9 protein-coding genes are annotated in these 13,413 nt (G+C 41.4%); 6 read left to right on the forward strand and 3 right to left on the reverse strand.

Annotated features, from left to right (window positions below):
• Window positions 1–19 precede the first annotated feature (19 nt).
• Entirely contained in the window at window positions 20–1,501 is a 1,482-nt protein-coding gene (gene putP, locus GPS65_RS12535; protein WP_012009183.1) for a sodium/proline symporter PutP, read from the reverse strand.
• A gap of 398 nt (window positions 1,502–1,899) precedes the next feature.
• Here putP and gatC point away from each other — a divergent pair, with 398 nt between their 5' ends.
• The 3 genes from gatC to gatB are packed head-to-tail and all read left to right on the forward strand — an operon-like array spanning window position 1,900 to window position 5,106.
• Window positions 1,900–2,190, forward strand: coding sequence for an Asp-tRNA(Asn)/Glu-tRNA(Gln) amidotransferase subunit GatC (gene gatC, locus GPS65_RS12540; RefSeq protein WP_003213898.1), 291 nt, complete (start codon window positions 1,900–1,902; stop codon window positions 2,188–2,190).
• Between the two features lie 14 nt (window positions 2,191–2,204).
• Complete coding sequence (gatA, locus tag GPS65_RS12545; RefSeq protein ID WP_044141558.1) at window positions 2,205–3,662, forward strand: Asp-tRNA(Asn)/Glu-tRNA(Gln) amidotransferase subunit GatA; 1,458 nt, start codon at window positions 2,205–2,207, stop codon at window positions 3,660–3,662.
• A 13-nt stretch (window positions 3,663–3,675) separates the two neighbouring features.
• Window positions 3,676–5,106, forward strand: coding sequence for an Asp-tRNA(Asn)/Glu-tRNA(Gln) amidotransferase subunit GatB (gene gatB, locus GPS65_RS12550; protein ID WP_012009185.1), 1,431 nt, complete (start codon window positions 3,676–3,678; stop codon window positions 5,104–5,106).
• Window positions 5,107–5,490: 384 nt separating this feature from the next.
• Here the strand turns inward: gatB and GPS65_RS12555 are convergent, their stop codons facing one another.
• Window positions 5,491–6,336 (reverse strand): TetR/AcrR family transcriptional regulator, encoded by an 846-nt coding sequence (locus tag GPS65_RS12555; protein ID WP_012009186.1) that lies wholly within the window; start codon window positions 6,334–6,336, stop codon window positions 5,491–5,493.
• 131 nt (window positions 6,337–6,467) lie between these two features.
• On the opposite strand from GPS65_RS12555, the gene GPS65_RS12560 reads away from it, so the two are divergent.
• A complete protein-coding gene (locus GPS65_RS12560; RefSeq protein ID WP_119124526.1) occupies window positions 6,468–9,686 on the forward strand; it encodes an efflux RND transporter permease subunit in 3,219 nt (1,072 codons plus the stop codon).
• A 31-nt stretch (window positions 9,687–9,717) separates the two neighbouring features.
• Here GPS65_RS12560 and GPS65_RS12565 read toward each other — a convergent pair whose 3' ends face one another.
• Window positions 9,718–10,671 carry a nucleoside hydrolase gene (locus GPS65_RS12565; protein ID WP_119124527.1) on the reverse strand — a complete coding sequence of 318 codons (954 nt, stop codon included), beginning with the start codon at window positions 10,669–10,671 and terminating at the stop codon, window positions 9,718–9,720.
• 181 nt (window positions 10,672–10,852) lie between these two features.
• Here GPS65_RS12565 and GPS65_RS12570 point away from each other — a divergent pair, with 181 nt between their 5' ends.
• Window positions 10,853–11,761: a diacylglycerol kinase gene (locus tag GPS65_RS12570; protein WP_119124528.1), complete on the forward strand. Its 909-nt coding sequence runs from the start codon at window positions 10,853–10,855 to the stop codon at window positions 11,759–11,761.
• Between the two features lie 60 nt (window positions 11,762–11,821).
• Window positions 11,822–13,204 (forward strand): 23S rRNA (uracil(1939)-C(5))-methyltransferase RlmD, encoded by a 1,383-nt coding sequence (gene rlmD / locus GPS65_RS12575; RefSeq protein WP_161985432.1) that lies wholly within the window; start codon window positions 11,822–11,824, stop codon window positions 13,202–13,204.
• Window positions 13,205–13,413 lie beyond the last annotated feature (209 nt).

Genomic DNA, 13,413 nt, shown 5'->3' on the forward strand with positions numbered 1-13,413 from the left:
AGATGACCCCTCATGTTCTTTATTTTGTTTCTTCTTCAAGATGATTTTCCATTTTGGTAAACAGCTTTTTAGAAGCTTTAGATGGTTTATTGGTCAAGAGGCTGACAATGATGGCAGTCAAACCACTTAAAATAAATCCTGGAACCATTTCGTACAAGCCAGTTGTATTATTCAAGCCGGTTGAAATCCATGTTAAGACAACAACTGCCCCAACAACCATTCCTGCTAGTGCACCGTGATGGTTCATTCGCTTCCAATATAGGCATAGAAGGATGACTGGACCAAATGAAGATCCAAAGCCTGCCCAAGCATAACCAACAAGATCAAGAATGGTATCACTTGGATTAAGTGAAAGACAAAGCGCGATAATGGCAACGACCAATACAGACATACGTCCAATCATCACTAGTTCTTTGTCTGACGCTTTTCTTCTAAAGAAAGTCCGGTATAAATCCTCTGTCATTGCACTTGCAGTCACAAGCAGCTGTGACGAAATCGAACTCATAATCGCAGCTAAAATAGCAGAGAGTAAAAATCCAGTAATATACGGATGGAATAACACCTTAGAAAATACAATAAAAATGGTTTCTGGGTCAGCTAAAGTAGTACTAGTCTCATGTACATAAGCGACACCGACTAATCCAACAGATAATGAACCAATAACAGACACAATCATCCAGCTCATACCGATACGACGTGCTGGTTTTAAATCTTTTACAGTCGTAATGGCCATGAATCGAACAATAATGTGCGGCTGTCCAAAGTAACCAAGGCCCCATGCTAAGAAGGAAATAATGCCAATGACGCTCGTTCCTCTGAATATATCAAGCAATTTTGGATCAATTTGTTGAATATCTTGATATGTGGCAATTGGGCCACCTAATTGAGTAAAGGCAACGATCGGCACGAGCACTAATGCTAAAAACATAATAGCTCCTTGAACAAAATCAGTTAAGCTAACTGCCAAAAAGCCGCCGAATAAAGTGTATAAGATCACGATACTAGAGGTTAAAATTAAACCAAACATATAATTGGCACCAAACGCAGATTCGAATAAACGACCGCCAGATACCATACCTGATGAGGTGTACAGTGTAAAGAAAATCATAATAATAACAGCTGAGACAGCTTTTAATAAAGTAGAAGAATCTTTAAATCGTTTGTCAAAAAAGTCTGGAATGGTAATCGCATCATCAGCAACCTCAGTATACGATCGTAAGCGAGGAGCTAAAAATAGATAATTCAAGTAAGCACCACTAATCAAACCAACAGCAAGCCATCCTGACGAAAGCCCTGTTGTATACATCGCACCTGGAAGTCCCATGAGCATCCAGCCACTCATATCTGAAGCACCAGCAGATAGAGCTGTCACGTAAGGACCCAGCCCGCGTCCGCCCAACATATAATCATTCAAGTCATTTGTTTTTCTAAATGCATACCAGCCAATGGCCAGCATTCCAATAAAATAAATAGATAGAGAAATTCCAATCTCAATACTCATGTTTCCATATCACCTTTTTCGTATTAATTTGACATCACCTCATTCAAAATATACAAGAACATCCAATTCGTCTGGCTGCTCACTGCTATGGTTACTTAACCTATCAGAGTATTCCCTGCTGATCAACCTTCTTAAACCTCATTCTTACGTAAAAAAATGCGTAAATGATTGATGAGAATCTATATGTAAGCGCTACCAAAAACATTTAAAAGAAAAAATTTTCTGATAAATATTTAATCTCTGATACAAATTATTTTCACACTTTCTGGTTTTGGGTGAATGGCTACCTTCTCAAGCCTGTGTAAAGTTGCTTTAGAACAGTAAAATTTGATATGATAAAGTGTATATGACTTATGATCATGACCACGAACACGTATCATTTTTGGAGGTGAACCTGCATGTCTAGAATTTCAATAGAAGAAGTAAAGCACGTGGCGCATTTGGCACGGCTTGCAATTACAGAAGAAGAAGCTGAAATGTTTACTGAACAGCTTGATAGCATCATTTCATTTGCAGAGCAGTTAAACGAGGTAGATACGGAAAACGTTGAACCAACAACACACGTATTAAAAATGAAAAACGTCATGAGAGAAGATGTTCCGAATAAAGGTCTTTCCATTGAGGCAGTTATCAAAAACGCGCCTGATCATAAAGACGGCTATATTCGTGTGCCATCAATTTTGGACTAAAGGAGGCCTGAGGCATGTCACTGTTTGATCACAAAATTTCTGAATTAAAAGAGCTTTTACATAAAAAGGAACTGTCTGTTTCTGATTTAGTGGACGAGTCTTATAAACGAATCAATGAAGTAGACGGGAAAGTACAAGCATTCCTTGCACTGGACGAAGAGAAAGCTCGTGCGTATGCAAAGGAATTGGACGAGGCAGTTGGTGAAAAGGACGAGCTTGGTCTATTGTTTGGTATGCCAATCGGTGTGAAAGATAACATCGTCACAAAGGACTTACGTACAACTGCATCAAGTAAAATCCTGCAAAACTTTGATCCAATTTATGATGCTACGGTTGTCAATCGTTTAAGAGATGCGGAAGCAGTCACAATCGGTAAATTAAATATGGACGAATTTGCAATGGGATCTTCTACAGAAAACTCAGGCTACAAAGCAACGAAAAACCCTTGGAATTTAAACACTGTTCCAGGTGGATCAAGTGGCGGCTCAGCAGCTTCAGTTGCAGCAGGTGAAGTACCATTTTCACTCGGATCAGATACGGGTGGTTCGATTCGCCAGCCGGCATCATTCTGCGGCGTTGTAGGTCTGAAACCAACGTATGGCCGTGTATCTCGATATGGCTTAATCGCATTTGCTTCTTCATTAGATCAAATCGGGCCGATTACGCGTAACGTAGAGGACAACGCATATGTTCTTCAAGCGATTGCTGGTGTAGATCAAATGGATGCAACGAGTGCTAATGTCGACGTCCCAGATTTTCTTTCTTCATTAACTGGAGATATCAAAGGCATGAAAATTGCTGTGCCAAAAGAATACCTTGGAGAAGGCGTTGGCGAGGAAGCAAAAGAGTCTGTTCTTCAAGCGTTAAAAGTATTAGAAGGACTTGGTGCAACTTGGGAAGAAGTGTCTCTTCCGCATTCTAAATACGCGCTTGCGACTTACTACTTGCTGTCTTCTTCAGAAGCATCTGCAAACCTTGCGCGTTTTGACGGCATTCGTTATGGCTACCGTACAGATAATGCAGAAAACCTAATTGATTTATATAAAAATACTCGTTCTGAAGGCTTTGGAAACGAAGTGAAACGCCGCATCATGCTTGGCACATTCGCTCTTAGCTCAGGTTATTATGATGCATACTATAAAAAGGCGCAAAAAGTCCGTACATTGATCAAAAAAGACTTCGAAGATGTTTTTGAAAAGTATGATGTCATTGTAGGACCAACAACACCAACTCCTGCGTTTAAGATTGGTGAAAAGACAAGCGACCCACTAACGATGTACGCGAACGATATTTTAACGATCCCTGTGAACCTTGCAGGCGTTCCAGGAATCAGTGTGCCTTGTGGATTTGCAAACGGTCTTCCGTTAGGACTGCAAATCATTGGCAAGCACTTTGATGAAGGAACGGTTTACCGCGTGGCTCACGCTTTCGAGCAAGCAACAGATCATCATAAAGCAAAACCTGAACTGTAAGGGGTGAATCAGAATGAACTTTGAAACGGTAATTGGACTTGAAGTCCACGTTGAGCTAAAAACACAATCAAAAATTTTCTCCAGCTCGCCGACACCTTTTGGTGCAGCTGCCAACACGCAAACAAGTGTCATCGACCTTGGATATCCTGGCGTACTGCCTGTATTGAACAAAGAAGCGGTGAACTTTGCAATGAAAGCAGCCATGGCGCTAAACTGCGAGATCGCAACAGATACAAAATTTGACCGTAAAAATTACTTCTATCCTGATAACCCAAAGGCGTATCAAATTTCTCAATTTGATAAACCGATCGGTGAAAACGGCTGGATTGAAATTGAAGTAGAAGGTAAAACGAAACGAATTGGTATTACGCGTCTCCATTTGGAAGAGGATGCAGGTAAACTGACGCATACAGGCGACGGATATTCACTTGTCGATTTCAACCGTCAAGGCACACCGCTTGTTGAAATCGTATCTGAGCCAGACATTCGCACACCAGAAGAAGCATATGCGTACTTAGAAAAACTAAAATCCATTATTCAATATACAGGCGTATCTGACTGTAAGATGGAAGAAGGCTCACTGCGCTGTGATGCCAACATTTCACTTCGTCCGATCGGTCGTGAAGAGTTTGGAACGAAAACAGAGCTCAAGAACTTGAACTCATTTGCTTTCGTACAAAAAGGTCTTGAATTCGAAGAGAAACGTCAAGAGCAAGTATTGCTTTCTGGCGGCTTGATCGAACAAGAAACTCGCCGCTATGATGAAGCGTCTAAAAAGACGATTCTGATGCGTGTCAAAGAAGGTTCTGATGATTACCGCTATTTCCCAGAACCAGATTTAGTGGAGCTGTACATTGATGACGAGTGGAAAGAACGTGTAAGAGCGTCGATCCCAGAGCTTCCAGACGAGCGCCGCAAACGTTACATTGATGATCTAGGGCTTCCTGCATATGATGCGATGGTGCTGACACTGACAAAAGAAATGTCTGATTTCTTTGAAGCAACCATTACAGAAGGTGCAGAAGCGAAGCAAGCTTCAAACTGGCTAATGGGCGAAGTATCTGCTTACTTAAACTCAGCTCAAAAAGAGCTGGAAGATACAAAGCTAACGCCGCAAGGCCTGGCTGGCATGATCAAGCTCATTGAAAAAGGAACGATTTCTTCTAAGATTGCCAAAAAGGTATTCAAAGAGCTGATTGAAAATGGGGGAGACGCAGAAACAATCGTCAAAGAAAAAGGACTTGTCCAAATTTCTGACGAAGGTGCCCTGCTCAAACTTGTGACAGAAGCACTTGATAACAACCCGCAATCTATCGAAGACTTTAGAAATGGAAAAGACCGCGCGATTGGTTTCTTAGTCGGACAAATCATGAAAGCATCGAAGGGTCAAGCAAACCCGCCGATGGTCAACAAGATTCTCCTAGAAGAAATCAAAAAACGCTAATTAGCAAAAAACCGCCTCATGAGAAGAGGCGGTTTCAGATTGTTGACAAAGGGCTAAAATGATTTTGATTTTAGCCCTTTGTCTTCTTTTCAGCGTGATAGAAAACCTTTGAAGTCTAGGAAAGACGAGTACTGGCGCGGAGCGAATTTGCCATTCGTGAGCACCAGCACGCAGGACTGACAACGAATGCGAGGGTTTGTCTACACGCTGAAACCGCCTCATGAGAAGAGGCGGTTTTTTTATTTGAACTGACAGGGTCTTATCATAGATTCAGACCACCGCCGTATATCAATTCGGAGATTCTTTTCTTATAATGAAGCATAAGCGAAAGTGCACATTCGAAGGGGGATAAAGGGGAACGAACCGGAAAAACAGCGCGTAAAATTATGAAAGAAACAGCTTCAATTGTTCGACTACTCTTATGACAGCAGGGTCCTCACACTTTTCTAAATTCGTCAGCATCCCTTGAATGACTGGCTTACGAGGCTCAGCTTTCGCCAGTTCTTCTTCAATGACTTCAATGGATACAAGAGTATCATCAGAAAGCAAATGCTCAAGCTTTAACAAACGAAGCTCCTCTTGAAGGGAAGTAGCACTCGGCGCATCATCATCCCAAATGGTTGGCTTTAAAATAGGTTTCGTCTGAGAGCGAAGCATCCCTTGAACCAAATCATCAAACCGTTCGAGTATAAAGGAAGAGAGCTCATCAAATGATAATTGCATCTGATCTTGTAAAAGCAGCACCTGCACATACGATTGGATGATTCCTTGAATCATGACTGACAGGTCAGTTATATATGGTTCGATCTCCTGTCCATAAGTGGTCAAGATGGAAATTTGGATTTCTTCATTCATTTGTTTTTTCACAGTTTTTGAATACTTTTTAATTTGCTGGTTTTCTGGAATAATGTTCTCGCTGAGGATCAAAATGATAAAATCCTTGTTTTCAGCAAAATGCTGAAACTGTTCAGCGATTTGCTTCTGGAAGATCTCTCTCGGCGCGAGATGCTGATTCTCTTTTCGAATCGTTTCAATACTTTGCATGGACGTGTCGATATAATATTCAAAGGCGCGATTGAAAAGCTGCTCTTTTGATTTGAAATGTAAATAAAATGCGCCTTTTGATATTCCGCACTCATCTGCAATTTCCTGAATGGTCGTAGAAGAAAAACCCTTTTTCGCAAACAACTGGATGCTTGTTTTAATGATTTTTTCTTTTTTTTCGTTCATGAAATAAGGCCCCTTCAGCTTTAGAATGTTACGTCAAACGCAAGTGAAATGGTTGACGGCATTGTATATCACCGTTTATTATGATATAGAATGACCAGTCAGTCAATACATAAAGGAAAATGGAGGACATAATGAATTCGATCATCAATTTTGTATTAAAGAATAAGTTCGCTGTATGGCTCATGACGATTATCGTAACAGTTGCTGGTCTATATGCTGGATTGAATATGAAACAAGAATCAATCCCGAATATCAACACTCCAGTCATTACGGTTTCTACAACGTATCCTGGCGCAACGCCGGACGAAGTATCAGATAAGGTGACCAACCCGATTGAGAAGTCTATTCAAAACCTCAACGGAGTCAATGTTGTCACATCCAATTCATTTGAAAATGCCTCATCTATTCAAATCGAGTACGATTACAATAAAGACATGGATGAAGCAAAGAAGGAAATTGAAGATGCGATTAGCAATATCAATTTTCCGGAAAATGCAGAAAAACCAAAAATCGCACGCTTTAGCATTAACGCAATTCCAATCTTAGCAATCAGTGTCTCTGGTGATAAAGAATCATTAGAAGACCTTACACAGAAAGTAGAAAACGACCTTGTTCCTTCCATTGAAGGATTAGACGGTGTCTCTTCTGTCGAAGCTTCAGGACAGCAAATCAAAGAAGTAGAATTTTCTTTTAAACAAAAGAAATTGAAAGAATACGGTTTAGATGAAGAAACTGTTCAAAACATGATCAAAGGCTCTGATGTCAATGTACCATTAGGTCTATACACATTTGGCAACAAGCAAAAATCGGTTGTTGTGGACGGCAATATCTTAAGCGTCAAAGATTTGAAAAACATGCGAATCCCTGTCACACCAAGTGCAAGCGGCGGCGCGGGAAGCGCTGGCGCACCATCTAGCGGCGCTGAAAACCCAGGTGCACAAGGTGCGGAGCAGCAGGCTGGTAATGCAAGTCAGCAACAGGCAGCAGCTCAGCAGCAACCTGGTGGAGGGGCAGCAAGCGCTCAATCTGTAGAACTGCCAACGATCAAGCTTTCTGACATTGCGGATATTAAAGTAGTAAAAGAGGCAGAATCGATTTCTAGAACGAATGGAAAAGACAGCATCGGTCTGCAAATTGTCAAAGGTTCTGATGCCAACACTGTGAGTGTGGCAGAAGAAGTGACGAAAGAGCTTGAGAAATTCAAAAAAGACAACAAAGGAATCAAAGTCAGCACGACATATGATCAAGCAGAGCCGATTAAAGAATCTGTCAGTACAATGCTGAACAAGGCGATCATTGGAGCAATCTTTGCGATCATTATCATTATGTTGTTCCTTCGAGATATCAAATCAACATTAATTTCGGTCATCTCTATTCCGTTATCCCTGTTGATTGCTGTTTTATTATTAAATCAGCTGGATATCACATTAAATATCATGACACTTGGTGCCATGACGGTCGCCATTGGACGTGTGGTCGATGACTCAATTGTGGTCATAGAAAATATCTATCGACGAATGGCGTTAAAGGATGAACCGTTAAAAGGCAAAGCACTCGTCAGAGAAGCCACAAAAGAAATGTTTATCCCGATTATGTCTTCGACGATTGTCACCATTGCGGTATTCTTACCATTAGCATTAGTAGGTGGAATGATTGGTGAACTATTCATCCCATTTGCGCTAACGATTGTGTTTGCTTTACTGGCTTCACTGCTTGTTGCCATTACGATTGTTCCAATGATGGCACACAGTCTATTTAAAAAGAACCTGTATGGCACAGCGAAAAAAGTGAAAGAGCATAAACCAAGTAAGCTTGCCGGCGGTTATAGACGTGTACTCAACTGGACGCTGAACCATAAATGGATCACATCAGGAATTGCCATCCTTATGCTTGTCGGAAGCTTATTCTTAGCACCACTAGTCGGTGTCAGCTTCTTACCACAACAAGCCGAGAAGACGGCGATGGTCACATATACACCTGAGCCGGGACAAACGAGAGAACAAGCAATCGATGAAACGAAAAAAGCAGAAGAATATTTGATCAAACGTGACCATGTCAATACTGTTCAATATTCACTAGGTTCTTCAAATCCTATGACAGCAAGTGTAGGGGGCAACTCTAATGGTGCGTTATTCTTCGTACAATATGACGATGACACGCCAAACTTTGATAAAGAAAAAGATAAAGTAACGAAAGCCCTGCAAGACAAAACGTCTAAAGGGGAATGGAAATCACAAGACTTCTCGTCTGCTGGCGCAAGCAATACTGTAACGTACTACGTCTACGGTGACAAAGTAAGCGATATTGAAGGCACAGTAAAAGATGTCGAGAACATCTTAAAAGATGAGAAAAACTTAAAAAATGTCAGCACAAGCTTATCTGAGAAATACGACGAATATACGTTTAATGCAGATCAAGAAAAACTGGCGAAGCTAGGTTTAACTGCTTCACAAATCGCTCAAGCAATTGCTCCTCAAAATAGTGAAACAACGCTAACGAAAGTCACAGAGGACGGCAAAGAACTTGATGTGAAGCTTCAAACCGAAAAAGACGAATATAAGAGCAAAAAAGATTTAGAAAATAAAAAAATCACAACTCCTACAGGACAAGAAGTCCGAATTGGTGATGTCGTAAAAGTAAAAGACGGTACGACAGCAAATACAGTGACAAAACGTGATGGGAAAATCTACGCAGAAGTGTCTGGTGACATGACAACAGACAACGTCTCAAGTGTAACGCAGGATGTTCAGAAGAAAGTCGACAAGCTTGATGTGAAATCTGGCGTAACGATTGACACAGGCGGCGTAAGTGCGGATATTGAGGAATCCTTTACACAGCTTGGTCTCGCAATGCTTGCAGCAATTGCCATTGTGTACCTTGTTCTCGTCATCACATTTGGCGGAGGCCTTGCACCATTTGCGATTCTATTCTCACTACCATTTACGGTAATTGGTGCACTAGTCGGACTGTTTATAGCAAAAGAAACCATCAGCTTAAATGCCATGATAGGATTGCTTATGCTGATCGGGATCGTTGTGACAAATGCCATTGTCTTCATTGACCGCGTCATTCATAAAGAAAACGAAGGCCTTTCAACAAGAGAAGCATTACTGGAAGCAGGTACAACAAGATTACGACCAATCTTAATGACGGCACTTGCAACGATTGGTGCACTTCTGCCACTTGCATTAGGATTTGAAGGCGGAAGCCAGATCGTATCAAAAGGACTTGGCGTCACCGTCATTGGCGGTTTAACAAGTTCTACACTTCTCACATTGGTCATCGTCCCAATCGTGTATGAAATTTTAAGCAAGTTCAGACGTAAGAAAAAGTACGCTGAAGAAGAATAAGAGGAAGCCCCGTTTATTGGCGGGGCTTTTTTTATATTGAAATCTGACAAACAGCTTTTCTCATGAGCTCTTCAAATGCGTGGAAAAAGGCATCACGATCGACATGGTCAATCACTTGTATTGACTTTCCATCTGGATGTTCTTCGGTACGTCCTTGCTTTGGCGTGTCGGTATAAACGATTGTGTTCACTTCTTTTGAATGGGTAAATGATGAAGAAGCAAGCGTCATCGTAGTGAGTACTTCCCATAAGTAATACGTCGAATTCGTTTCATGATGAATGAGCGGTGGACAAAAGGCGTAACACTGTCCAATAAAATCAATCCCAATGTGAGAACGAAGGGAAGCCCAGCGCTGACGCACATCAAGTGTAAGTGGAACTTGATTCGTGCTTTCAAGTGCGACCATATCAATAGGAAAGCGTTCCTTGAAGACGGTGCTGACAGCATAAGGGTCCCAAAATGCATTCCATTCTGCTGTCCCGTCATGCTCGGGTTCCTCCACATTCCCTTTTTCAAGAAATGTACCGCCCATCCATACCAATTTTTCAATTTTATTAGAGATGGAAGGATCTTCTTCTAAAGCGCGAGCAAGATCTGTGAGTGGGCCTGTAAAGAGCAACGTGACAGGTTCGGCTGCCTTTTTAACAGTTTCAATTAAATGAAGGTGTGCTGGAAGCTTGGACACGTTTGTATCGACAGTGCCTTTCTCGTTTAAAATAGGTAATGCATCTATATAAAAAGCATGCATGCGCCACTCTTTCGGAAAAGGATTGACGCCTCTAGAATTTGAAGCAGCGACTTCAATGTCATAAGGGCTAAATCGATCAATGATTTTTTGAGATGCACTGAGAGCGGGCTCTAAATAGCAATCAGCAGGAATGACAGACGTCCCGATCACTTTCAGGTATTCCATTTGAAGGAGTAGAAATAACGAAACGAGATCATCAACACCGCCATCATGATTAAAATAGACAGGCTTTTTCATCGCAAACCATCCTTTACAGCGTTTTCTTTTATCTTATCAGAATGCTTTCTTGCTGAGGGAAATGTGGCAAGAGATTTCTAATATTAGGTGGTTGTTCTGTTGCCATTTTCAAATCTCATAGTATAATTAAAGGTTGTTAGTGGTGAAAATAGATTGCATAATGAATATAGGATGATGATGAATGAAACGTGCTCGAATTATATACAATCCGACATCTGGGCGTGAAATCTTCAAGAAGAATTTGCCGCAGGTTTTGCAAAAATTTGAACAAGCTGGCTATGAAACATCTTGTCATGCAACGACATGTGCAGGAGATGCGACACAAGCAGCTGAAAATGCCGCACAGAGAGACTTTGATTTAATTGTAGCAGCAGGTGGAGACGGCACGATCAATGAAGTCGTCAACGGACTAGCCCCGCTTGAAAAAAGACCAAAACTAGGAATTATTCCGGTTGGAACAACAAATGACTTCGCAAGAGCACTTGGCATTCCACGAGAAGGTGTTTTAAAAGCAACAGATGCCATTATAGATGGTGTAGCGAAGCCGCTTGATATTGGTAAAGTCAATGGCCATTATTTTATTAATATTGCAGGAGGCGGCCGGTTAACAGAGCTCACTTATGAAGTGCCTAGTAAGCTGAAGACAATGCTTGGACAGCTTGCGTATTATTTAAAAGGCATGGAGATGCTTCCTTCGATCCGCCCAACAGAAGTCGAAATTGAATATGACGGCAAATTGTTTCATGGAGAAATCATGCTGTTTCTTGTTTCACTCACAAACTCAGTAGGCGGCTTTGAAAAGCTAGCGCCAGATTCCGTTTTAGATGATGGGATGTTTGACCTGATTATTTTAAAGAAGGTCAACCTAGCAGAAGCCATTCGAGTAGTCAGCCTTGCACTTCGAGGCGAGCATATTCATGATAACAATGTCATCTACGCAAAAGCGAACCGCGTAAAAGTAGATGTAAAAGATAAAATGCAATTGAATTTAGATGGCGAATACGGCGGCATGCTGCCAGGTGAATTTGAAAATTTGTATCGTCATATAGAATTTATTGTGCCAAAAGCAACAGCTGAAAAAATAGGGTAGAGATTGAACTTGGTTCCGTATGGCGCCAAGTTTTTCTTTGCAAATGAGGTGATAAAATTGGTGAAAATGAAACCGCCTGTTGAAAAGAATGAATACTACAATGTAACCTTTGAAGACTTAACGCACGAAGGTGCAGGTGTAGCGAAAATTGAAGGATTCCCTGTCTTTGTACCGAATGCCCTTCCAGACGAACAAGGGAAAATCAAAGTCACGCGTGTGAAAAAAGGATTTGCTTTTGGGCGACTCATGGAGCTGACAAAGGAAAGTCAGCATAGGCAAGATGCGCCATGTCCTATCTATAAGCAGTGCGGAGGCTGTCAAATTCAGCATATGAGCTATGAAGGCCAGCTGCTATTTAAACAGAAACAAGTGAAGGACGTTTTAGAGCGGATCGGCAAGCTTGATATGAGCCGTGTAAAAGTTCATCCTGTGCTCGGAATGGAAGATCCATGGAATTACCGAAACAAAGCACAAGTTCCAGTTGGCGAACGCGAAGGCGGACTTGTTGCAGGATTTTATCAGCAGCGTACCCATGAAATCATTGATATGGAAAAATGCTTGATCCAGCAATCAGAAAATGACGAAGTGGTACAGGCAGTAAAAGACATCTGCAATGCGTTTGGCATCAAAGCATATAACGAAGAGCGTCATAAAGGCTGGCTGCGTCATGTCATGGTTCGCTACGGCATGGCAACAGGTGAGATGATGGTTGTGTTTGTCACAAGAACGGCTGAATTCCCGCAAAAACAGCAAGTGATTGAGCAGATTATAGCACGCTTCCCACACATTCGGTCAATTGTGCAAAACGTGAATTCGAAGAAAACAAATGTCATTTTCGGAGACGAAACGACCGTTTTATGGGGAGAAGAATATATTTATGACACAATTGGCGACATTAAATTTGCAATTTCAGCTCGCTCATTTTATCAAGTGAACCCAGCTCAAACAAAAGTACTTTACGACAAAGCACTTGAATATGCCGAACTGCAAGGCGAAGAAACCGTCATCGATGCGTATTGTGGAATTGGTACGATTTCCTTGTTTCTCGCACAAAAAGCAGGCAGAGTATATGGCGTAGAAATTGTGTCAGAAGCAATTGAAGACGCAAAACGCAACGCTGCCTTAAACGGAATCAACAACGTCGAATTCGCAGTCGGCGAAGCAGAAACCGTCATCCCAAACTGGTACAAAGAAGGCATCAAAGCAGACACCCTCGTCGTCGATCCTCCAAGAAAAGGCTGCGATGAAGCGCTACTTGACACCATTTTAAAGATGAAACCAAAACGCGTTGTTTATGTGTCTTGTAATCCTGGGACGCTAGCTCGTGATTTGCGAATTCTTGAGGATGGTGGGTATGTGACGGAGGAAGTGCAGCCGGTGGATATGTTTCCGCATACGAGTCATGTGGAGTGTGTGGCACAGTTAGTTTTTAAAAATGATTGATGGTGATTATAGTCCCTCAACTGTACAAAGTTTTAGTGAATCTTAGTACCGTTTTATCAGTTATTTAAATTTTAAATAAAAAAGCTCAGTATATCTATTTGAATGTAAAAATTTTAAAGTCGTTCAAAGATGGCAGCAATTTTACTTATTGTGTGGATTAATGCCATCTTCTTTTTTAATTCTTCTTTATCTAACTCTCCTCTTCTCTC

The sequence above is a fragment of the Bacillus pumilus genome (assembly GCF_009937765.1).
In the GTDB taxonomy this organism is placed as follows: Bacteria; Bacillota; Bacilli; order Bacillales; family Bacillaceae; genus Bacillus; species Bacillus pumilus_O.

Coding starts and splice junctions, on each gene's coding strand:
- gatB (WP_012009185.1), top strand. CDS start 3,676: ATGAACTTTGAAACGGTAATTGGACTTGAAGTCCACGTTGAGCTAAAA.
- putP (WP_012009183.1), bottom strand. CDS start 1,501: ATGAGTATTGAGATTGGAATTTCTCTATCTATTTATTTTATTGGAATG.
- GPS65_RS12570 (WP_119124528.1), top strand. CDS start 10,853: ATGAAACGTGCTCGAATTATATACAATCCGACATCTGGGCGTGAAATC.
- gatA (WP_044141558.1), top strand. CDS start 2,205: ATGTCACTGTTTGATCACAAAATTTCTGAATTAAAAGAGCTTTTACAT.
- GPS65_RS12560 (WP_119124526.1), top strand. CDS start 6,468: ATGAATTCGATCATCAATTTTGTATTAAAGAATAAGTTCGCTGTATGG.
- gatC (WP_003213898.1), top strand. CDS start 1,900: ATGTCTAGAATTTCAATAGAAGAAGTAAAGCACGTGGCGCATTTGGCA.
- GPS65_RS12565 (WP_119124527.1), bottom strand. CDS start 10,671: ATGAAAAAGCCTGTCTATTTTAATCATGATGGCGGTGTTGATGATCTC.
- GPS65_RS12555 (WP_012009186.1), bottom strand. CDS start 6,336: ATGAACGAAAAAAAAGAAAAAATCATTAAAACAAGCATCCAGTTGTTT.